15 protein-coding genes and 1 pseudogene are annotated in these 20,831 nt (G+C 73.1%); 9 read left to right on the top strand and 7 right to left on the bottom strand.

The window, feature by feature from the left end:
• Positions 1–89: 89 nt before the first annotated feature.
• Positions 90–581, bottom strand: a pseudogene (locus tag ACFW1I_RS09635) (MarR family winged helix-turn-helix transcriptional regulator); the annotation flags it as partial.
• Positions 582–694: 113 nt separating this feature from the next.
• On the opposite strand from ACFW1I_RS09635, the gene ACFW1I_RS09640 reads away from it, so the two are divergent.
• Complete coding sequence (locus tag ACFW1I_RS09640) at positions 695–1,486, top strand: dioxygenase (RefSeq protein WP_384668023.1); 792 nt, start codon at positions 695–697, stop codon at positions 1,484–1,486.
• Positions 1,487–1,490: 4 nt separating this feature from the next.
• Here ACFW1I_RS09640 and ACFW1I_RS09645 read toward each other — a convergent pair whose 3' ends face one another.
• Positions 1,491–2,501: a questin oxidase family protein gene (locus ACFW1I_RS09645; RefSeq protein WP_384668026.1), complete on the bottom strand. Its 1,011-nt coding sequence runs from the start codon at positions 2,499–2,501 to the stop codon at positions 1,491–1,493.
• A gap of 415 nt (positions 2,502–2,916) precedes the next feature.
• Between ACFW1I_RS09645 and ACFW1I_RS09650 the strand changes: the two genes are divergently transcribed.
• Entirely contained in the window at positions 2,917–3,921 is a 1,005-nt protein-coding gene (locus ACFW1I_RS09650; protein WP_384668029.1) for a sigma-70 family RNA polymerase sigma factor, read from the top strand.
• A gap of 485 nt (positions 3,922–4,406) precedes the next feature.
• Here ACFW1I_RS09650 and ACFW1I_RS09655 read toward each other — a convergent pair whose 3' ends face one another.
• Complete coding sequence (locus ACFW1I_RS09655; RefSeq protein WP_384668032.1) at positions 4,407–5,363, bottom strand: helix-turn-helix transcriptional regulator; 957 nt, start codon at positions 5,361–5,363, stop codon at positions 4,407–4,409.
• Between the two features lie 61 nt (positions 5,364–5,424).
• Between ACFW1I_RS09655 and ACFW1I_RS09660 the strand changes: the two genes are divergently transcribed.
• The 4 genes from ACFW1I_RS09660 (at position 5,425) to ACFW1I_RS09675 (ending at position 11,001) form a co-directional block, all read left to right on the top strand.
• A complete protein-coding gene (locus tag ACFW1I_RS09660; protein ID WP_384668035.1) occupies positions 5,425–6,963 on the top strand; it encodes an MFS transporter in 1,539 nt (512 codons plus the stop codon).
• Between the two features lie 242 nt (positions 6,964–7,205).
• The gene (locus tag ACFW1I_RS09665; protein ID WP_384668038.1) at positions 7,206–7,967 is read left to right on the top strand and encodes a DeoR/GlpR family DNA-binding transcription regulator; all 762 of its coding nucleotides are present in this window, start codon (positions 7,206–7,208) and stop codon (positions 7,965–7,967) included.
• Entirely contained in the window at positions 7,964–8,917 is a 954-nt protein-coding gene (gene pfkB, locus ACFW1I_RS09670; protein ID WP_384668041.1) for a 1-phosphofructokinase, read from the top strand. The genes ACFW1I_RS09665 and pfkB overlap by 4 nt, the downstream gene beginning before the upstream one ends.
• A complete protein-coding gene (locus ACFW1I_RS09675) occupies positions 8,914–11,001 on the top strand; it encodes a fructose-specific PTS transporter subunit EIIC (protein WP_384668044.1) in 2,088 nt (695 codons plus the stop codon). The genes pfkB and ACFW1I_RS09675 overlap by 4 nt, the downstream gene beginning before the upstream one ends.
• A gap of 78 nt (positions 11,002–11,079) precedes the next feature.
• On the opposite strand, the gene ACFW1I_RS09680 is transcribed toward ACFW1I_RS09675, so the two are convergent.
• The gene (locus ACFW1I_RS09680) at positions 11,080–12,099 is read right to left on the bottom strand and encodes a hypothetical protein (protein WP_384668047.1); all 1,020 of its coding nucleotides are present in this window, start codon (positions 12,097–12,099) and stop codon (positions 11,080–11,082) included.
• A gap of 326 nt (positions 12,100–12,425) precedes the next feature.
• On the opposite strand from ACFW1I_RS09680, the gene ACFW1I_RS09685 reads away from it, so the two are divergent.
• Entirely contained in the window at positions 12,426–13,502 is a 1,077-nt protein-coding gene (locus ACFW1I_RS09685; protein WP_384668050.1) for a glycosyltransferase, read from the top strand.
• A 24-nt stretch (positions 13,503–13,526) separates the two neighbouring features.
• Here ACFW1I_RS09685 and ACFW1I_RS09690 read toward each other — a convergent pair whose 3' ends face one another.
• The 3 genes from ACFW1I_RS09690 to ACFW1I_RS09700 form a co-directional block, all read right to left on the bottom strand.
• Positions 13,527–14,303, bottom strand: a complete 777-nt coding sequence (locus ACFW1I_RS09690) for a DUF6227 family protein (protein WP_384668053.1) — start codon at positions 14,301–14,303, stop codon at positions 13,527–13,529.
• A 161-nt stretch (positions 14,304–14,464) separates the two neighbouring features.
• The gene (locus tag ACFW1I_RS09695) at positions 14,465–15,547 is read right to left on the bottom strand and encodes a P1 family peptidase (RefSeq protein ID WP_384668056.1); all 1,083 of its coding nucleotides are present in this window, start codon (positions 15,545–15,547) and stop codon (positions 14,465–14,467) included.
• A gap of 14 nt (positions 15,548–15,561) precedes the next feature.
• The gene (locus tag ACFW1I_RS09700) at positions 15,562–16,740 is read right to left on the bottom strand and encodes a low temperature requirement protein A (RefSeq protein WP_384668059.1); all 1,179 of its coding nucleotides are present in this window, start codon (positions 16,738–16,740) and stop codon (positions 15,562–15,564) included.
• A 219-nt stretch (positions 16,741–16,959) separates the two neighbouring features.
• Here ACFW1I_RS09700 and ACFW1I_RS09705 point away from each other — a divergent pair, with 219 nt between their 5' ends.
• Entirely contained in the window at positions 16,960–18,381 is a 1,422-nt protein-coding gene (locus ACFW1I_RS09705; protein ID WP_384668062.1) for a NarK family nitrate/nitrite MFS transporter, read from the top strand.
• A gap of 115 nt (positions 18,382–18,496) precedes the next feature.
• Positions 18,497–20,821, top strand: a complete 2,325-nt coding sequence (pflB, locus tag ACFW1I_RS09710) for a formate C-acetyltransferase (protein WP_384668064.1) — start codon at positions 18,497–18,499, stop codon at positions 20,819–20,821.
• The last annotated feature ends 10 nt before the right edge of the window (positions 20,822–20,831 follow it).

The raw sequence follows: 20,831 nt of genomic DNA on the forward strand, positions 1-20,831 counted from the left end.
CGCGGCCCCGCCCCCGCCCCCCCCCCCGGGCCCCGCCCCCCCCCCGGCGCGCGCGGGGCGCGCGGGGCGCCGGCGCCGCCCGCCCCGCCCAGGTCCGCGTCCGGGCCCGCCGGCTCCAGGGCCTCCGCCATCACCCGCATGATCGTGCCGAGCTGTTCGACCTGCTCGGGGCTGAGCCGGTCGAACATCGCCTGCCGCACCGCCGCCACATGGCCGGGCGCGGTGCGCCGCAGCACCTCCATGCCCTCGTCCGTGAGCTGGGCGAACTGGCCGCGCTTGTCGGAGGGGCAGTCCTCGCGCCGCACCCAGCCGTTCTTCTCCAGGCGGGCGACGGCGTGCGAGAGCCGGGAGCGGGTGATCTTGGCGTGCTTCGCGAGCTCGGTCATCCGGAGCCGCCGGCGCGGGGCCTGGGAGAGCTGGACGAGCAGGCCGTAGTAGACGTGCGGCATGCCCGCGTCCCGCTGCAGCTGGCGGTCGAGGTGATCCTCCAGGAGCGTGGTGGCGTGGAGGTACGAGCGCCAGACGCGCTGCTCGCCGTCGCTGAGCCAGCGCGGTCCGGTTGTGTCTTCGGTGGCACCCATGACGCCCATCGTACGACCTGTTCTTGAAAGTTGAATTATTTACGTTTACGCTGCATATATAGAGCTTGAAACTTCAAGTGCCTGTCGGAACGGCTGCGAAACGGAGGCCCGCCATGGACGCCGCCCTCGACGTGCGGATGCCCGCCCTCTACCTCTCCCACGGCGCGCCCCCGCTCGCCGACGACCCGGTCTGGCCCGGCCAGCTCGCCGCCTGGTCCGCCGGACTGCCCCGCCCCAAGGCGATCCTCATGGTCTCCGCCCACTGGGAGGAGGCCCCGCTCGCCCTCGGCGCCACCGAGACGATCCCCCTCGTCTACGACTTCTGGGGCTTCCCCGAGCACTACTACCGGGTGGAGTACGCCGCCCCGGGCGCGCCCGGGCTCGCCGAGTCCGTCCGCAAGCTGCTGCGCTCGCCCGGCCACCCCGTGCAGGACATCCCCGACCGGGGCCTCGACCACGGCGCGTACGTGCCGCTCGTCGAGATGTACCCCGAGGCCGACATCCCGGTCCTCCAGATCTCCATGCCGACCCTGGACCCGCGCCGGCTCATGGACATCGGCCGCAGGCTCGCCCCGCTGCGCGACGAGGGCGTGCTGATCGTCGGCAGCGGCTTCTTCACCCACAACCTCGCCGCCCTCCGGCACACCGGCGGCGGCGTGCCGGGCTGGTCCGCCGAGTTCGACGCCTGGGGGAACGAGGCCCTCGCCGCCCAGGACGTGGACGCCCTGCTCGACTTCGAGCACAAGTCCCCGGCCGGCCGCCTCGCCCACCCCCGTACGGAGCACTTCGCCCCGCTCTTCGTCACCATGGGCGCGGCGGACGCGGCCGGCGACCTCGACGCCGAGCGGTCGGTCATCGACGGCTTCTGGATGGGCCTCGCGAAGCGGTCCGTCCAGTTCGGCTGAGTCCTCAGCCGAACACCGGCGGGTTCAGCTCCACCGAGCGGACGGCGGCGGCCAGTGCGAGCGGATCGCCGACGTCGAGGGCGGTGTCGGTGAACTTGATCGTGTGGTCGTCGCCGTGCGCCGCCGCCCGCGCGAACACCTCCTCGGAGGTGAGGGTGACCGCCTCGTACGGGGCCGGCTCGCGTGGCGTGTACGCGGCCGTCACCGCCGCCGAGGCCGCCCAGGCCGCCGCCAGGCTCGGCGCCCACAGGGTGCGGGGCAGCGCCGGCAGGGTCCGCAGCACCGCGTTGGGCGCGGTCGCCGCGTGCACCAGCATGATCGGCTCGCCGTGCCCGTGCGTCGCGTACCGGTGCACGGCCGCCGTCACCAGCTCCGCCAGCCGCTCCCGCGCCGCCTCGGGCTCCTCCTCCGCGCCCCACACGGGCAAGGCCGTGAGCTGCGCGAGCCGCCGCAGGATCCCGCCCTCCTGCTCCGGGACCGGCGGTACGGCGGCGAGCGCGGCGGCCGCGTCCGGCGCGGGGGCCAGCGCGGCGAGCGGCGGCAGCGGCTGGTGGCGCGCCGCCCAGTAGCCGAGCGCGTGCGCCAGCTCGGCCCGCCGGGGCGCGGTCTCCCCGCCGGGCGCGAGCAGGGTCCGTACGGCGTGCCCGGTGCGGATCACCGGATGCGTGGCGCCGCCCGCGATGCCGGGCAGCAGCCGCGGCCACCACTCGGCCAGCACGTCCCGCCACGGCCGGTCCGCCAGCTCGCGGCCGAAGTAGCGGGTCCAGTCGGTGATCCGGCCCGGATCGCCGAGCGCCTCCCGCCAGTTCCCGGCGGTGACCGGGGCGGACGGGGCGGGCGCGTCCTCCAGCTTCCGCGCGTACGCGTCGAGCCAGCGGTGCACGGCGGCGGAGTGCCCGTGCCGGGCCAGCGCCTCCACGGCCATCGGCGCGTGGTTGGTGAGCCAGCCGTTCCGCTCGGGTCCGGTGGTGTGGAGCCGTTCGAGGGCCTCGTCGAGGATGCCGGTGGTGTCCATGGACTGGACGGTAGGGCGGGCGGCCCCCGCCCCGTAACGGGCTCGGGACCTACACCCGGGGGCGGAGACGGGCCTCGGTCGTGGGGACGGACCTCGGTCGCACGGGTCGAGTGGTCGCCGAGGCAACTTCCCGGCGCGCTCCGACGTCGTAAGAGGAGAAGGGCGGACGGCCGATCGTGTGACGGCCGTCTCACCGACAGTGCGGTCGGGGAAGACCCGGAGGCCGTTCCACAGGCTCTGACCTGCGGATCCGTACCGCCGGCAGATCGTCGGGCGGGGCGGTGGCCGCGCAGGATACTGCATGATCGCGAAAATCCTGAGCCTCCTGGGAATTCTGTCCCGATTCCGGTCGTTGTTTCCGTCGGATGCAGGGCACCCGCAAGGGTGTCGCGACCTACTCAGCAAGGGAGCACGCATGGCAACCCGTGCCGTCGCCCGTCGTCAGTCCACCGCCAAGAGCGGGGACAGCCGGGCAAGCAGCGTTCGCGCCGTGGGCGGGGAGATCGCCGACCGCGACCTGGTCGGCATGTACCTCGACGAGATCGCGCGCACGCCTCTGCTCGACGCCGCCAAGGAGGTCGAGCTCTCCCAGACCATCGAGGCGGGCGTCTACGCCCAGCAGATCCTCGACGGCGAGGTGGAGGACACCGAGGCGGGCGGGGCGACCCGCGAGGAGCTCGAGGCGCTGGCCGCCGAGGGCGAGCGTGCCAAGGACCTCTTCATCAAGTCCAACCTGCGGCTCGTCGTCGCCGTCGCGCGACGCTACCCGCGCAGCGGACTGCCCCTGCTCGACCTGATCCAGGAGGGGAACGCGGGCCTGGTGCGCGCCGTCGAGAAGTTCGACTACGCGAAGGGCTTCAAGTTCTCCACGTACGCCACGTGGTGGATCCGCCAGGCCATCACCCGGTCCATCGCCGACCAGTCCCGCACCATCCGCCTCCCCGTCCACCTCGTGGAGGAGCTGGGCCGGATCCGCCGCGTCCAGCGCGAGTTCAACCGCGAGCACGGGCGCGAGCCGGAGCCCGCCGAGGTCGCGGAGGAGCTCGGCTCCACGCCGGAGCGGGTCACGGACGTCCTGGACTGGGCGCGCGACCCGGTCTCGCTCAACATGTCGGTCGACGACGAGGGCGAGACGCAGTTCGGCGACCTGCTGGAGGACACGTCGGCGATCTCGCCGGAGCAGTCCGTCCTCACGCTGCTGCGCAGCGAGGAGCTCGACGACCTGATCGACAAGCTCGACAACCGCACGGCCTCCATCATCCGGATGCGGTACGGCATCGAGGACGGGCGCGAGCGGACCCTCACGGAGGTCGGCAAGGAGCACGGGCTGACGCGGGAGCGGATCCGCCAGATCGAGAAGCACGCGCTCCTGGAACTGAAGAAGATGGCGAGGGACACGGGCTTCGACGCGGTGGCCTAGAGCGGCCGGCGACCAGGGCCTTCCGCGGGGCGGTGCCGTCGGCTGGCCCTCCCCGCGGGCAGACGTCCCGCGGGGCGGTGCCCCCCTCCCGTCCGGCACGCGCCGGGCTCGTCTTCCGGGCGGCGCCCGTCCGCCGCACCTCCGCGCGGGCAGGCGTGTCCCCCCCCAGGAACCCGTGAACCCCCCCGCCACAGGCCCCCCCCACCCCCCCCGGCGGGCCCGGGGGGGGGGCCCCCCCCCCGTCGGGCACGCGCGGGGCTGGTCTTCGGGGCGGCGCCCTCCCGCCGCACCTCCGCGCGGGCAGGCGTTCCGCCCCAGCGGAACGATTGCCCACAACGGCAGCGGCCACCCGCAACGCCCGCGTCGGGCCCGGGGGCGGGCACCGCCCCAGCGGAACGATTGCCCACAACGAAACGGCAGCAGCACCGCTGCGCCCCAGCCGGGCGCAGCCCACAGCGAAACGGCGGCGGCTGCGGTGTGGTGGGTTACGTGAGGGCGGCTGTCAGGCGGGTGGTGAGGGACTGGATGTGGGTGCGGAGGGCCGCGGGGGCGTGGACCTTGAAGGGGACGTCCATCAGGGCCAGGCGGACGGCGAGCCATTCGACGGAGTCGGTGACGCGGCCGCGGAGCCGGCACGCGTCGGGGCCCGCCGGCACCGGCACGAGGTGCGCCGGGAGACGCGCGGCGACGACGTCCGCCGCCGCACCGAACTCGACGTCCAGGTCCACCTCCCCCTGCGCCCGCGTCATCGACCGCGCCAGGTACGCCGCCTCGTCCCCCTCCGGCAGCTCCCGCGGCGTGAAGCGCGCCCCCGTGGCGAGCGGGTCGGTGACGCGGTCGACCCGGAAGGTCCGCCAGTCCTCGCGCCCGAGGTCGTACGCGACGAGGTACCAGCGCCGGCCCGTCGACACCAGCCGGTACGGCTCGACGAGCCGCTTCGTCTCGGCGCCGTCGCCCGCGCGGTAGCTGAAGCGGAGCCGTTCGCGGCCGGTCACGGCGCCCGCGAGGGCCGTGAGGGTGGAGGGTGCGACGGTGGCGCCGTCGCCGCGGGTCAGCGGGAGCGTCGCGTTCTGCAGCGTGGAGACCCGGTGCCGCAGCCGCGCAGGGAGGACCTGCTCCAGCTTGGCCAGGGCCCGTACGGACGCCTCGTCGACGCCCTCGATGGCGTGCCCCGCGCCGGCCCGGAGGCCGACGGCGATGGCGACGGCCTCCTCGTCGTCGAGGAGCAGCGGCGGCATGGCCGTCCCGGCGACGAGCCGGTAGCCGCCGACGGCCCCCCGGGTCGCCTCGACGGGATAGCCGAGGTCACGGAGTCGGTCGATGTCGCGGCGGATCGTGCGCGGGGAGACCGAGAGCCGGTCGGCGAGCTCGCTGCCGGGCCACTCGCGCGGGGTCTGGAGGAGCGAGAGCAGATTGAGGAGTCGTGCCGGGGTGTCCGTCATGAGCCCATGATGCGGTCCAAATAGGACGCGCCCTGACCTGTATCCCTCCTATGGTCCTCCTATGAGCGCACACGAGACCGAAGCCGCCACGGGGGCGGACAGCAGCGACACGGGGGACAGCAGACGCTGGATCGCCCTGGCCATCGTCATGACGGCCGCCTTCATGGACCTGGTCGACGCCACGATCGTGAACATCGCGATCCCGAGCATCGAGCACGACCTGGGCACCACGACCGCCGCGATCCAGTGGATCACCGCCGGCTACGCGCTGGCCTTCGCGGCCGGACTGATCACCGGCGGCCGCCTCGGCGACATCTACGGCCGCAAGCGGCTCTTCCTGCTCGGCACGGCGGGCTTCACCCTCGCCTCCGCGCTGTGCGGCGTCGCCGCGAACCCGGAGATGCTGGTCGCCTCCCGCCTCCTCCAGGGCGCGGCCGCGGCGATGATGGTGCCGCAGGTGCTGTCGATCGTCCACGTCACCTTCCCGCCGCACGAGCGCGGCAAGGTCTTCGGCCTCTTCGGCGCGATCGTCGGTCTCGGCGCGGTCTCCGGACCGCTGCTCGGCGCGCTGCTCACCGAGTGGAACATCGCGGGCCTGGAGTGGCGGCCCATCTTCCTCATCAACCTGCCGGTCGGCGTCGCCGCGCTGCTGCTCGGCCGGAAGTTCATCACCGAGTCGAAGGCGCCGAAGGCGCTCCGCCTCGACCTGGTCGGCGTCGTGCTGGTCACGGCCGCGCTGCTCCTGCTGATCTACCCGCTGACCCGGGGCCGCGAGCTGGACTGGCCGCTGTGGGGCCACCTGATGATGGCGGCCAGCCCGGTCGTCTTCGGCGTCCTCGTCGCGTACGAGCGGTACAAGACGAAGAAGGACGGCTCGCCGCTGGTGGAGCTGTCGCTGTTCAGGGTGAAGTCGTTCGCGGCCGGCATCGCCGTGCAGCTGACCTTCGGCATCGTGCTCGGCATCTTCTTCCTGGTGTGGACGCTCTACATGCAGCTCGGGCTCGGCTGGAGCGCGCTGCGGGCGGGCCTGACCGGGGTGCCGTTCTCGATCGCGGTCTCCCTGGCGGCGGGCATGTCGGTGCAGCTGCTGGTGCCGCGCTTCGGCCGCAAGGTGCTCCAGGCGGGCGCGCTGACGATGGGCGCGGGCATCCTGCTGTACTTCTTCGTCGCCGGGCGGTACGGCGCGGAGATCACGTCCTGGCAGATGATCCCGGCGCTGGTGGTGATGGGTCTCGGCATGGGGCTGATCGTGGCGCCGCTGACCGACGCGGTGCTGTCGGAGGTCCCGAAGGAGCACGCGGGCTCGGCCTCGGGCCTGATCAACATGACCGGGCAGATGGGCAACGCGATCGGGCTCGGCCTGGTGTCGGTCGTCTTCTTCGGCACCTTCGACGAGGAGCGGCTGAAGCAGGCCCCGCAGGAGGTCACCGCGGCCTTCACGGACGCCTTCCGCAACTCGCTGGGCTGGGCGGCGGTGGTCCTCGCCGGGATCTTCCTGGTGATGTTCGCCCTGCCGGCCAGGCCGAAGCAGCACCTGGAGGGCGGCGCGGGCGACGGTGAGCCGGCCGCGGTGGAGAAGGAGCCGGCGCTCGTCTCCTGAGCCGTACGGCACCCACGGGAAGGGCCCCGGTCTTCGGACCGGGGCCCTTCCCCGTATCCAGGGCCGCGCCCCCGGGCCCTTCGCCGTCTCGCCGGGCCCTTCGACGTACGCCCCCCGGGCCCTTGGACCCCGATGTCCGTTCGTGCCCGTTCGGATGCCCGGATCCGTTTACTTCGCGGAAACGTGGGCGTAGCCTGACACTGAAACCACAGGTTCGGGCATCGAACGGACACAAACCCACCATGTACGCACCCGAGCGACAGCAAGAGATCCTCCGGCTCGCCCGCGAGAGCGGCCGCGTCGACGTCCTCTCCCTCGCCGAGGAGTTCCAGGTCACCGCCGAGACCGTGCGGCGCGACCTGAAGGCCCTCGACCGGGCCGGGCTCGTCCGCCGGGTGCACGGCGGCGCCATCCCCGCCGGCCGGCTCGACTTCGAGCCCGACCTCGCCGAGCGCGAGGCGGTCGCCGCCGACGAGAAGGACCGCATCGTCGCCGCCGCCCTGGCCGAACTGCCCCACGAGGGCAGCGTCGTCCTCGACGCCGGCTCCACGGTCGCCCGGCTCGCCGCCGCCTTCCCCCTCGACAGCGCGCTCACCGTCGTCACCCACGCGCTGCCCGCCGCCGCCCGGCTCGCCGACCACCCCGGCATCGACCTGCACCTGGTCGGCGGCCGCGTCCGGCACCGCACCCGGGCCGCCGTCGACGCCTGGGCGCTGCGGGCCTACGGCGAGATCCGCGCCGACGTCGCCTTCGTCGGCGCCAACGGCTTCTCCGCCGCGCACGGCCTCACCACCCCCGACCTCGCCGAGGCGGCCGTGAAGCGGGCCGTCCTCGCCTCCGCCCGCCGGGTCGTCCTCCTCGCCGACTCCGCCAAGCACGGCGAGGAGCACTTCGCCCGCTTCGGCGCCCTCGCCGACGTCGACCTGCTGATCACCGACAGCGGCCTCGCCCCCGAGACCGCCGCGGCCATCGAGGCCGCCGGAACGGAAGTCGTCCGCGCATGATCCTCACCGTCACCCCCAACCCGTCCCTGGACCGTACGTACGAGGTCCCCGGCCTCGACCGCGGCGAGGTCCTGCGGGCCACCGCCGAGCGCGTCGACCCGGGCGGCAAGGGCGTCAACGTCTCCCGGGCGGTCGCCGCCGCCGGCCGCCGCACCGTCGCCGTCGTCCCCCTCGGCGGCGCCCCCGGCGCCCTCGTCGCCCAGCTCCTCGCCGGCCAGGGCATCGAGGTGGCCCCGGTCCCGGTCGCCGGCCAGACCCGCTCCAACATCGCCCTCGCGGAGCCGGACGGCACCCTGACGAAGATCAACGCCCCCGGCCCCGAACTCACCGCCGAGGAGGCCGAGTCGCTCCTCGCCACCGTCGGCGCCCACTCCCCGGCCGCCGCCTGGATCGCCTGCTGCGGCAGCCTCCCGCGCGGCCTGGCCCCCGAGTGGTACGCCCGGCTGGTCGCCCGCGCCCACGGCGCCGGCGCCCGGATCGCCCTCGACACCTCGGGGCCCTCGCTGCTCGCCGCCCTCACCGCCCGGCCGGACGTCGTGAAGCCCAACGTGGACGAGCTCGCCGAGGCCGTCGGCCGGCCCCTCCGCACCGTCGGCGACGCCGTGAAGGCCGCCGAGGAGGTGCGGGAGCGGGGCGCGGGCGCGGTCCTGGCCAGCCTCGGCGCCGACGGGCAGCTCCTCGTCAGCGCCGACGGCACCTGGTTCGGCAGCGCCGCCGTCCCCGCCGTCCGCTCCGACGTCGGCGCGGGCGACGCCTCCCTCGCCGGCTTCCTGGCCGCGGGCGGCGAGGGACCGGAGGCGCTGGCCGCCGCCGTCGCCCACGGTGCCGCCGCCGTCCAGCTGCCCGGCAGCCAGATGCCCACCCCGGCGGACCTCGACCCGGCCGCCGTGACCGTCACCTCCGACGTACCCCTGGACGCCGTCCTCAGCGAGCAAGGGAGCCCGCGATGAGCACCATGATCACCGCGGACCTGGTCGACCTCGACCTGTCCGCCGACACCAAGGAGGCGGCGGCCCGCTCGCTCGCCGAGCGCATGGCCGCGCTCGGCCGGGTGACCGACCTGGATGGCTTCCTCGCCGACGTCGCCGCCCGCGAGGCCCAGATGCCGACCGGGCTGGACGGCGGCATCGGCATCCCGCACTGCCGCAGCGCCCATGTCACCGAGCCGACCCTCGCCTTCGGCCGCTCGGCCGCCGGCATCGACTTCGGCGCCCCCGACGGCCCGGCGGACCTGATCTTCCTGATCGCCGCCCCGGCCGGCGCCGACGACGCCCATCTGACGATCCTGTCGTCGCTGGCCCGCCGGCTGATGGACGAACGGTTCACCGGCGCGCTGCGGGCCGTGGACTCCCCGGCGGAGGCGGCGGCGATGATCGCGGGGGAGGAGGCGCCGAAGCCCGCGCCCTCGCCGGAGCCCGAGCCCGAGCCGGAACAGGCCGCGGAAGCTCCGGCGACCGAGTCGGAACAGGCCGCGGAAGCTCCGGCGACCCAGTCGGAACCGGCCGCGGAAGCTCCGGCGCCCGAGACTCCGGCGTCCGAAGCCCCGGTCGTGGCGGCGCGTCCCTTCCGGATCGTCGCCGTCACCTCCTGCCCCACCGGCATCGCGCACACCTACATGGCCGCCGAGGCGCTGGAGAAGGCCGGGCGGGAGGCGGGCGTCGAACTCGTCGTGGAGACGCAGGGATCGGCCGGCTTCACCCGGCTCGACCCGGCGGTCGTCGAGGCCGCCGACGGCGTGATCTTCGCCCATGACGTGCCCGTACGGGAGAAGGAACGGTTCGCCGGAAAGCCGACCGTCGACGTGGGCGTCAAGGCCGGCATCAACCGGCCCGCCGAGCTGATCGGCGAGGTGCGCGACAGGGCCGAGCGCGGCGAGACGACCGCCGCCGCCGCGCCCACCCCCGTCGAGAGGACCGGGGAGCCCGAGGAGGGTTACGGCACCAAGCTGCGCAAGTGGCTGATGTCCGGCGTCAGTTACATGGTGCCGTTCGTCGCGGCCGGCGGTCTCCTGATCGCCCTGGGCTTCGCCCTCGGCGGCTACGACATCGACAAGGCGCCGTCCGTCGCCGAGCACTTCGCCTGGGGGCAGATCGACAGCTGGGCCGCGCTGATGTTCCAGATCGGCGGCCTCGCGTTCGGCTTCCTGGTGCCGGTCCTCGCCGGCTACATCGCCTACGGGATGGCGGACCGGCCCGGTCTCGTGCCCGGCTTCGTCGGCGGCTCCATCGCGCTGACCATCGACGCGGGCTTCCTCGGCGGTCTCGCCGCAGGTCTCCTCGCGGGCGGCACCGTCCTCGCGATCCAGCGGGTGCGGGTCCCCGCCGCACTGCGCGGCATCATGCCGGTGGTCGTGATCCCGCTGCTGTCGTCGATCGCCGTCGGCTTCCTGATGTTCCTGGTGATCGGCAAGCCGATCGCGGGCCTCCAGTCCGCCCTCACCGACTGGCTCTCCGGCCTCTCCGGCGCCAACGCGGTCATCCTGGGCGTGATCCTCGGCCTGATGATGTGCTTCGACCTCGGCGGCCCGCTCAACAAGGTGGCGTACGCCTTCGCCGTCGGAGGCCTCGCCACCCCGAACGAGGGCTCCCTCAAGGTGATGGCCGCGGTGATGGCCGCCGGCATGGTCCCGCCGCTGGCGATGGCGCTGGCCACCGCGGTCCGCGGCCGGCTCTTCACCCGGACCGAGCGCGAGAACGGCAAGGCCGCGTGGGTGCTCGGCGCCTCCTTCATCACGGAGGGCGCGATCCCCTTCGCCGCCGCCGACCCGCTGCGGGTCATCCCGGCCGCGATGGCGGGCGGCGCCGTCACCGGCGCCCTGTCGATGGCCTTCGAGTGCACGCTGCGGGCCCCGCACGGCGGAGTCTTCGTGATCCCGCTGATCGGCAACCCGTTCCTGTACCTGCTGGCGATCCTGGCGGGCGTCCTGGTCAGCGCCGCACTCGTCATCCTGCTGAAGAGCATGCGCAGGACCGCCCCGGAGGGCATCGAGACCACCGCCACGGCCGCCGCGACCAAGGTGACCGTGGCCGCCTGACCGGCCCCTGGACAGGAGGGGCCGGACCCGCGAGGGGCGGTGCGCACCGCGAGCGCACCGCCCCTCGTCCGGCTCAGGTCACTTCTTCAGCGAGTCGAGGAACCTGTTGCTGCGGTTGAGCGGCGGGGCGCCGGGGGTCGTGAGCTTGGTCCACGGGCCGAGCTCGTCCGTGGGCGTGCCCACGCAGTCGAGCCTGTCCGGCGTGCCGGGCACGATGTCGCACAGCGTCTCCCAGACCTCGCCGCCCTGCGTCAGCACCTGGACGGAGACGTTGTTCGCCTGGGAGGCGATGGAGACGGCGCACGCGGTCGTCGGGTACCGGGGGTGGAGCATCGGGTTGGTGAGGTCGGTCCACACGAACGGCGTGACCTCGTCCTGGAGGTCCCGGATGCCGATGTAGGTCTTCCCGCCGCTGAGAACGGCCTTGACCTCGCGGCTCTCGTCCGGGTTGTAGGCGTCGACGTCGATGCACGGGCCGGTGGGGCCGGTGGGGCCGGTGGGGCCAGTGGGGCCAGTGGGGCCCGTGGCTCCGGTGGCGCCCGTGGCTCCGGTGGCTCCGGTCGCTCCGGTGGCACCCGTGGCGCCGGTCGCTCCCGTGGCGCCGGTCGCGCCGGTCGCGCCGGTCGCGCCGGTGGCTCCGGTAGCACCCGTCGCGCCCGTGGCACCCGTCGCACCCTTGGGGCCGGCCGGGCCCTGCGGACCCTTGGGGCCGGTCGGGCCGGTGGGGCCGGTGTTGCCCTTCGGACCCTTCGGGCCGGTCGGGCCGGTGTTGCCCTTGGGGCCCTTGGGGCCGGTGGGGCCCGTGGGGCCCTTGCAGCCCGTCGTCGGGGCCGACGCCGTCCGCGGGTCGGCGGTGACGGCCTCCTGCTCCAGGGCCTCCGTGCCCGGCGAGCCCGGGAGGGCCTTGTGCTTGCAGCCCGTCATCGGGTTCGACGACGCCGAGTCCGCGACCGGGGTCTGCGGGGTGCCCCACGCAGAGGCGGTCGGCGCGAAGCCGGCGAGGACGAGCGCGACCGAGGCGAGCGCGCCGCCGCCGAGCCAGGCGCGCCGCCGGGGCAGCGGACCGAGCGGGGACCGGGTCCTGGGGTCAGGACGCATGAGGGTGCTCCTTCCTCCGCCGACGCCCGGCGGCGCCGACGTGAGTGCCGGTGGGGGATCCGTACGGGAACAACGCCCGGAACCGGATCGGTGGGATGAACTTCCCATCGGTTCATCGGATCGCGACCGCGAAGCCTTGATGGCCCCGAGGGCACTCTCAGCGCCATGGCGTAGCGGTGCCAGCCGAATGGATGCGTACGCGACGGCGAACGCGTAACCCCCCGTCGGCGCGCCGCCCCCGCGCCCCCGCCGGGCCGTGCCTACCGTCGCCCCCCGACCGAACCGCGAGAAGTGGTGTTGCCATGAGGCCGTCCCTCTGCTTGTGCATGATCGTCAAGAACGAGTCCTCGGTCATCGAGCGGTGCCTCGCCTCCGTACGAGACCTCGTGGACACCTGGGTCATCTCCGACACCGGCTCCACCGACGGCACCCAGGACCTGATCAGGAAGGCCCTCGCGGGGATCCCCGGGGAGCTGGTGGAGGAGCCCTGGGTGGACTTCGGGCACAACCGCAGCCTGAACATCGCCCGCGCCCGGGCCCGGCTCGCCGCGGCCGGCGGGGGCGGCTACCTGCTGCTCCTGGACGCCGACCACGTGCTGCGCCAGGACGGGCCGCTGCCGGAGCTGACGGCCGAGTCGTACATGCTGCGCCACGAGGGCGACGTGGAGTACCGGATCAAGCGCCTGGTCCGGGCGGACCTGCCGTGGCGGTACGAGGGCGTCACCCACGAGTACCTGACCGCCGACCGCGACGATGCGCAGCGGAACCTGGACGCGCTGGTCGTCGAGGACCACGCCGACGGCGGCTCGCGACACGACAAGTTCGAGCGGGACGCCCGGCTGCTCGGCGCCGAACTCGTCCGCGACCCGGGCAATCCCCGGACGGTCTTCTACCTCGCCCAGACCATGCGGGACATGGGCCGCACGGGGGAGGCGATCGGGCTCTACGAGCGGCGCGCGGCCATGGGCGGCTGGGCCGAGGAGGTGTACTACGCGCTGCTGCAGGCCGGGGTGCTGGCCGCCGAGGCCGGGGACTGGCCGGCCGGGCAGGACGCCCTCGTCCGCGCCCGGGAGGCCCGCCCGGAGCGCCTGGAGGCGGTGTACGAGCTGGCCTCGCGGCTCCGGCTGGCCGGCCGTCACCACACCGCGCACGCGCTGCTGACGGACGCCCTCGACCGGCCCGCGCCCGCCGACGACCTGCTCTTCGTCCAGCCGTGGGTGTACCGCTGGGGGCTGCTCTTCGAGTACTCGATCACCGCCTACTGGACCGGTGACCACGCGGCCTCGCTCGCCGCCTGCGACCGCCTCCTCGACCTGCCGGAGCTGCCCGCGCCGTACCGCGAGCAGACCCTCGCCAACCGGGAGTTCGCGGTACGGGCGCTGGGCGTGCCGGCCCAGGTCTGAGCCGGGCCGGCGCCACGGCGACGCTCAGACGACGCGGGAACGGGCCTCCATCGCCCCGCGGGCCGCGGCCTCCGACTCGTACACCTCGCACATGTGCCGGCCGTCCGGGGTGGCGGTGTGCTCGACCTCCCAGAGGCTCAGCTCGGTGCCGTCGAGCAGCAGGAACTGGTGCTCGTAGAGGGTGAAGCCGGCGTCCCGGCCGCCCTCCACGGGGCAGTGGCGGCCGAAGACCTGGGTGATGTGGTGGGCGAAGGCGATCCGCAGCCGGCGGGCGGTCCGCTCGGCGGGCCGGTCCTCGTTCTCCGCGCGGCGCAGGACGCGGCGGGCGTGGTCCGCCGAGTTGTCCGGCACGTACATCCGGGGCTGGGCGGGTATCGGACGGGCCAGCAGCGCGCCCAGCGCCGTCAGGTCGTCGTCCTCCCCGAGCGGGCGCCCGTCGGCCCGCTCCACGGTCCACTCCGGCAGCGGCCCCGCGGGCAGCCGGGACGCGGCCAGCCGGGCCTCCGCCTCCTCCGCGTACAGCTCGTGCTGCTCGGCGCCGTCCCGGCCCGCGTTGTGCGTGAGCTCCCACAGGACGAGGGCGCTGCCGTCGGACAGCAGATAGGTGTGGCGGTAGGTGGTGCGGTGCAGCGAGGAGCTGTGGTGCGAGGAGTGCAGCGCGGTGGAGTGGGCGAGCGCCGACTCCAGGCGCTCCACCGTCGCGTCGGGCAGGTCGAAGGAGTTGAGCGCCCGGCCGAGAAGCCGCTCGACGTGCGTCTCGGTCGTCTCGTACGGATCGAGGTGATCCCGCGGATCGTTCAAGAGGGTCTCCAGGCCGTCGCCGCATGTCACTTGGTGCTTGCTTAACGTAGTCCCTGGGTCCGACAACGGGGTCGGGGTTACGGAAAACGAGGGGCCCGCGACGGAAGTTCCCGACCCCGCCGCGGCCGCCCGCCTCCGACACCCCCTCAACTCCCTTGCCGTTACCGGGAGTACGGCTCCTGGGGCGGGTCGTACAGCTCCCCGTACGAGGGGAAGTCGCCGCCCGGACCGCGCAACCCCGCCGGGGCCGCCAGGACCGCGCGGACGATCGCCCGCGTCACCAGGTCCGCGCCCGCCGCCAGTACCTCGTTCAGGGCGAGCGGCCCCGGCCCGGCGGGCAGCTCCCGGGCCCCCGTGGCGAGCGCGAAGACCGTGTCGCCGTCGTTCATCAGATGCACCGGCCGGATCGCCCGCGCGATGCCGTCGTGCGCCGTGCCCGCCACCTTCTGCGCCTGCGCCCGGGTCAGGACCGCGTCCGTCGCCACCACCGCCAGCGTGGTGTTCAGCGGCGGCCGGACCGAGGCGGCCCGGGCCTCGGCCAGCCGCCGGACCGCCGCCTCGTGCACCGCGCGCGACGGCCGGCCGGACCCCGCGCCGGCGGAACCGTCCTCGAAGAGGCCGCCGTACAGGACACCGGTCGCCGGATCGACGGCCGAACCCACCGCGTTCACCACCACCAGCGCGGCCACCGTGATCCCGGACTCCAGACGCAGACCCGCCGTCCCGACCCCGCCCCGCATCCCGCCCACGACCGCGCCCGTGCCGGCGCCGACCGCGCCCGTCGCCACGCGCGCGTGGTCCCCGGACGCCGCCGCGGCCTCCACCGCCGCCCGGCCCGTCGCCGCGTCCGGGCGGGCCGCGAAGTCGCCGCCCCGGCCCAGGTCGAAGACGCACGCGGCCGGCACCACCGGCACCACGTGCGCGGGGTCAGGACCCACCCGCACCCCGCGCCGGCGCTCCTCCAGCCAGGCCATCACCCCGGCGGCCGCGTCCAGGCCGTACGCGCTGCCGCCCGTCAGGACCACGGCGTCGATCCGCTGGACCACGTTCCTCGGATCCAGGGCGTCCGTCTCCCGGGTGCCGGGGCCCCCGCCGCGCACGTCCACGGCGGCCACCGCCCCGCCCTCCGGGGCCAGGACGACCGTCGTCCCCGACAGAGCCCCGGGGCCCGCCACGCGCGCGTGGCCCACCCGGATCCCGGGCACATCGGTCAGGCCGTCGGGGGAGAGCCGCTCAGCTGTCATGTCCCCTTCCTACCTCAGGACGGGGAGGACGTCCTGGTGGCCGGGTTCCGCGCGGTGAGCGTCACTCCGACCGCGACCGCGGCCGCCGCCACCAGACCCGCGAGCAGCACCGCCCAGCGGCCCGCGAACGAAGACAAAAGGATCGCCAGCGACGCACCCGGCAGCACCGCCTGCTGGGCCAGGCCCACCTTGAAGTAGCGCGCGTGCAGCAGCCACACCGACAGCAGGAACACCGCCGTCGGGATCGTCACCGACGCCGACGCGGCGAGCGTGCTGATGTGCGCCTTGCCCACGGCCTGCTCGACCGCGATCTCCAGACCGGCACCGATCGCCGCCGCCGACATGAAGATCACGAAGTGCCCGTACCCCCACAGGAAGCCCTGCCGACTGTCCGTCAGCCGGTCGTGCGCCGGCACCACGAAATAGATCCACCAGGAGGCGAACACGATCAGCAGCCCGCCCGCCGCGATCGGCAGCAGCTCGTTCAGGGCGTCGTTCTCCACCACACCCGACTTCACCGCCACCGTCGCCGCCGCCACCGACTCGCCCAGCACGATGATCGTGAACAGGCCGTACCGCTCCGCGATGTGATGCGGATGCCAGGTGCTCGGCGCGTCCTTCTCCGCGAACACCGGCACCGCCAGCTCCGCCAGCGCCATCACCAGGAACACCCACGGCACCGCCCCCTCCGGCACGAACAGCAGCGCCAGCCAGCCGACCTGCACCGCGAGCACCCCGCCCGCGTACCGCCGGCACATCGTCCGCTCCTCCGCCGACGTCGCGTGCCGCGCCGCCCGCAGCCACTGCGAGGCCAGCGCCACCCGCATCACCAGATAGCCGATGTACACGACGAGGAAGTCGTGCTCCTCGAACGCCCGCGACACCCCCGCCGCGAGGATCAGCACACCGGCGATCTGCACCAGCGTCACGACCCGGTACAGCACGTCGTCGTTGTCGTACGCGGAGGCGAACCAGGAGAAGTTCATCCAGGCCCACCAGATCGCGAAGAACACCATCGCGTAACTGACGACGCCCTCGCCCGCGTGCCCCTCCGCGACCGCGTGCACGAGCGCCGCGCCCGCCTGGGCGACGGCGACCACGAAACACAGATCGAAGAAGAGCTCCAGCGGCGTGGCGGTCCGGTGCGACTCCTCGCGGGAGCGCGCGGTCAGAGGAAGAAAAGGTTGTGTCATGGCCCCAGCACATCAGAGCCGCGACCTCCGCGTTTTCAAGCCACGCGGAGCGGTACGGCCTCCGGCGCCGGGACCTAGGGCCGCTCCGGGAGCCGACCTAGGCCGCCCGCGGTCGCGACCATCGGCACTGACGACACCCCGGACCCGCGGCGGAGCCTGGAAAGGCACGGCAGAAGCCCCGCAAAGGCACGTAGACGTCAGGGAAGTCAGGGAAGCGCCATGAGTTCCGTAGTCCAGGACAGCAGAACCACGGGCGGATCACCCGCCTCGTACGACGCGGAGCAGTACCGCCCCGGCCGGACCATCACCGACTGGGAGCCGGAGAACGAGCTCTTCTGGAAGTCGATCGGACGGAAGGTCGCCGGTCGCAACCTGTGGATCGCGGTCCCGGCCCTCCTCGTCGCCTTCGTCGTCTGGCAGGTCTGGTCGGTCACGGCCACCAACCTGAAGGACGTCGGCTTCGGCTTCTCGACCGCGCAGCTGTTCTGGCTGACGGCCATCCCCGGTCTGACCGGCGGCACGGCCCGCGTCCTCTACACCTTCCTCGGCCCGATGATCGGCCAGCGGCGGTTCACCGCCCTGTCGACGGTCGTCCTGGTCGTCCCGCTGATCTGGCTGGGCGTCGCCATCCAGGACCCGGCCACCCCGTACACCGTGATGGTCGTCATCGCCGCCCTCTGCGGCATCGGCGGCGCCAACTTCGCCTCCTCCCTCGCCAACATCGGCTTCTTCTTCCCCAAGGCGAAGAAGGGCAGCGCGACCGGCATCAACGGCGGACTCGGCAACCTCGGCGTCTCCGTCGTCCAGCTCCTCACCCCGATCGTCATCACCTGGTCGACGATCGCGATCGGCTCCGCCCAGCACAAGGCCGACGGCACCCCCGTCCACCTCCAGAACGCCGCCTTCGTCTGGGTCCCCGTCGTCCTCGTCCTGGCCGCCGTCGCCTGGTTCGGACAGAACGACCTGAAGGTCGCCTCCACCCCCTTCAAGCAGCAGAAGGTCATCTTCAAGCGCAAGCACACCTGGCTGATGACCTGGCTGTACGTCGGCACCTTCGGCTCCTTCATCGGCTTCGCCGCCGCCCTGCCGATGCTGATCAAGACGACCTTCCCGGACCACTCCGTCGCCACGTACGCCTGGATGGGCCCCGCCGTGGGCGCCCTCGCCCGCTGGGCCGGCGGCTGGATCGCCGACAAGTGGGGCGGCGCCCGGGTCACCCTCCTGTCCTTCGCCGGCATGGCCGCCTCGATCATCGGCGTCATCGCGTTCCTGCCCTCGGGCGGCGACGGCGGCACCTTCCACGGCTTCTTCCTCTGCTTCCTCGCCGCGTTCCTCTTCTCCGGCATCGGCAACGGCTCGACCTTCCGCCAGATCCCGGTGATCTTCCGCGGCACCCACCTGAAGGGCCTCACCGAAGGCACCCCCGAACACGCCAAGGCCCTCAAGCAGGCCGAGATGGAATCGGGCGCGGTCACCGGCTTCACCTCCGCGATCGCCGCCTACGGCTTCTTCTTCATCCCGGCGCTCTTCGGCTCGGTCGCCGTCACCAGCGCGATGTGGGGCTTCGTCGCCTTCTACCTCAGCTGCATGGTCGTGACCTGGTGGTTCTACGCCCGCAAGGGCGCCGAGGCCCCCAGCTGACCGGCCCCCGAGAAAGGCCCCGCCCAGGCGGGGCCTTTCCGCATGCCCGGGCCGGGACCTCGGTCCATCGAGAGGTGACCAATGCCGCCCGGAACGATCGATCAGAAGGAGTGCAATGGAGGCAAGCGAAAAGCTGATTCGAGCGATCGAGAAGGCGGTGCGGGCAGTGACTGCGACCCCTGCTGAAGCAACGGTGAACGACGGCGGCGCCTGGAAGGGCTTCAAGGGCGGACTCTGGCGCGACGCCATCGACGTCCGCGACTTCATCCAGCAGAACTACACCCCGTACGAGGGCGACGACTCCTTCCTCGCCGGCCCCACCGAGCGGACCACCGCCGTGTGGAAGGCGATCACGGACAGGTTCCCCGAGGAACGCGCCAAGGGCGTCTACGACGTCGCCCACGACATCCCCTCCACCATCACCGCCCACGCCCCCGGCTGGATCGACCGCGACAAGGACCTGATCGTCGGCCTCCAGACCGACGCCCCGCTGAAGCGCGCGATCATGCCGTACGGCGGCTGGCGGATGGTCGCCGGCGCCCTGGAGACGTACGGCTACCCGGTCTCCGAGGAGCTGGAGAAGGTCTTCACCGAGTACCGCAAGACCCACAACGCCGGCGTCTTCGACGCCTACACCCCCGAGATCCGCGCCGCCCGCAAGGCCGGCATCGTCACCGGCCTCCCCGACGCCTACGGCCGCGGCCGCATCATCGGCGACTACCGCCGCGTCGCCCTCTACGGCGTCGACCGCCTCATCGAGGTGAAGAAGGAGGAGAAGGCCGGACTCGACGTCCTCCCGGCCGGCCACCGCTCCCTGGAGGAGACCATCCGGCTCCGCGAGGAACTCTCCGAGCAGATGCGCGCCCTCGGCGAACTGAAGGCCATGGCCGCCTCGTACGGCCACGACGTCTCCGGACCCGCCACCACCGGCCGCGAGGCGATCCAGTGGCTGTACTTCGCCTACCTGGCCGCCGTGAAGGAGCAGAACGGCGCCGCGATGTCGCTCGGCCGCACCTCCACCTTCGTCGACGTCTACCTCCAGCGGGACATCGAGGCCGGCCTGCTCACCGAGGAACAGGCCCAGGAACTCGTCGACGACTTCATCATCAAGCTCCGCATCGTCCGCTTCCTGCGCACCCCCGAGTACGACGAGCTGTTCTCCGGCGATCCCACCTGGGTCACCGAATCCCTCGCCGGCATGGGCGAGGACGGCCGGCCGCTGGTCACCCGGACCTCCTTCCGCTACCTCCAGACGCTCTACAACCTCGGCCCGGCCCCCGAGCCGAACATGACCGTCTTCTGGTCGCCGCGGCTGCCGCAGGGCTTCAAGGAGTTCTGCGCGAAGGTCTCCATCGACACCTCGTCCGTGCAGTACGAGTCGGACGAACTGATGCGGCCCCGCTTCGGCGACGACACCGCGATCGCCTGCTGCGTCTCGGCGATGCCGGTCGGCAAGCAGATGCAGTTCTTCGGCGCCCGCGTGAACCTCGCCAAGACCCTCCTGTACGCGATCAACGGTGGCCGCGACGAGAAGTCCGGCGCCCAGGTCGGCCCCGCCACCGGCGCCATCGACGCCGAGGTCCTCGACTACGACGAGGTCATGGCCCGGTTCGACGCGCAGATGGAATGGCTCGCGGACGTCTACGTCCACGCCCTGAACGTCATCCACTACATGCACGACAAGTACGCGTACGAGCGGCTGGAGATGGCGCTCCACGACCGCGACGTGCGCCGCACCATGGCCTGCGGCATCGCCGGCCTGTCCGTCGCCGCCGACTCGCTCTCCGCCATCAAGTACGCCAAGGTCACCCCGGTCCGCGACGAGACCGGCCTCGTCACCGACTACACGGTGGAGGGCTCCTACCCCGCCTACGGCAACAACGACGAGCGCGCCGACGAGATCGCCGTCTGGCTGGTCGAGGAGTTCATGCGGAAGGTGCGCAAGCACCCGACGTACCGGAACGCCGAGCACACCCAGTCCGTCCTGACCATCACCTCGAACGTCGTCTACGGCAAGAAGACCGGCAACACCCCCGACGGGCGCCGGGCCGGCGAACCCTTCTCCCCGGGCGCCAACCCCATGAACGGCCGCGACACCCACGGCTACGTGGCCTCCGCCCTGTCGGTCGCCAAGCTGCCGTACGAGGACGCCGAGGACGGCATCTCGCTCACCAACACCGTCACCCCCGACGGCCTGGGCCGCACCCCCGAGGAGCGGATCAAGAACCTGGCCGGCGTCCTCGACGGCTACATGGCGAGCGACGGCTTCCACATGAACGTCAACGTCCTCAACCGGGACGTCCTCATGGACGCCATGGAGCACCCGGAGAACTACCCCCAGCTCACCATCCGGGTCTCGGGCTACGCGGTCAACTTCGTCCGCCTGACGCGCGAGCAGCAGCTGGACGTCCTGAACAGGACCTTCCACGGGGCGCTGTAGCGCACGAAGG

It is taken from the genome of Streptomyces sp. NPDC058955 (assembly GCF_042741435.1).
Taxonomy (GTDB): Bacteria; Actinomycetota; Actinomycetes; order Streptomycetales; family Streptomycetaceae; genus Streptomyces.

What these genes read in the sequence shown, in the direction of transcription:
- ACFW1I_RS09675 (WP_384668044.1), top strand. Translation starts at nt 8,914, where the DNA reads ATGAGCACCATGATCACCGCGGACCTGGTCGACCTCGACCTGTCCGCC.
- ACFW1I_RS09655 (WP_384668032.1), bottom strand. Translation starts at nt 5,363, where the DNA reads ATGACGGACACCCCGGCACGACTCCTCAATCTGCTCTCGCTCCTCCAG.
- pflB (WP_384668064.1), top strand. Translation starts at nt 18,497, where the DNA reads ATGGAGGCAAGCGAAAAGCTGATTCGAGCGATCGAGAAGGCGGTGCGG.
- ACFW1I_RS09700 (WP_384668059.1), bottom strand. Translation starts at nt 16,740, where the DNA reads ATGACACAACCTTTTCTTCCTCTGACCGCGCGCTCCCGCGAGGAGTCG.
- ACFW1I_RS09680 (WP_384668047.1), bottom strand. Translation starts at nt 12,099, where the DNA reads ATGCGTCCTGACCCCAGGACCCGGTCCCCGCTCGGTCCGCTGCCCCGG.
- ACFW1I_RS09660 (WP_384668035.1), top strand. Translation starts at nt 5,425, where the DNA reads ATGAGCGCACACGAGACCGAAGCCGCCACGGGGGCGGACAGCAGCGAC.
- ACFW1I_RS09705 (WP_384668062.1), top strand. Translation starts at nt 16,960, where the DNA reads ATGAGTTCCGTAGTCCAGGACAGCAGAACCACGGGCGGATCACCCGCC.
- ACFW1I_RS09645 (WP_384668026.1), bottom strand. Translation starts at nt 2,501, where the DNA reads ATGGACACCACCGGCATCCTCGACGAGGCCCTCGAACGGCTCCACACC.
- ACFW1I_RS09685 (WP_384668050.1), top strand. Translation starts at nt 12,426, where the DNA reads ATGATCGTCAAGAACGAGTCCTCGGTCATCGAGCGGTGCCTCGCCTCC.
- ACFW1I_RS09695 (WP_384668056.1), bottom strand. Translation starts at nt 15,547, where the DNA reads ATGACAGCTGAGCGGCTCTCCCCCGACGGCCTGACCGATGTGCCCGGG.
- pfkB (WP_384668041.1), top strand. Translation starts at nt 7,964, where the DNA reads ATGATCCTCACCGTCACCCCCAACCCGTCCCTGGACCGTACGTACGAG.
- ACFW1I_RS09640 (WP_384668023.1), top strand. Translation starts at nt 695, where the DNA reads ATGGACGCCGCCCTCGACGTGCGGATGCCCGCCCTCTACCTCTCCCAC.
- ACFW1I_RS09665 (WP_384668038.1), top strand. Translation starts at nt 7,206, where the DNA reads ATGTACGCACCCGAGCGACAGCAAGAGATCCTCCGGCTCGCCCGCGAG.
- ACFW1I_RS09650 (WP_384668029.1), top strand. Translation starts at nt 2,917, where the DNA reads ATGGCAACCCGTGCCGTCGCCCGTCGTCAGTCCACCGCCAAGAGCGGG.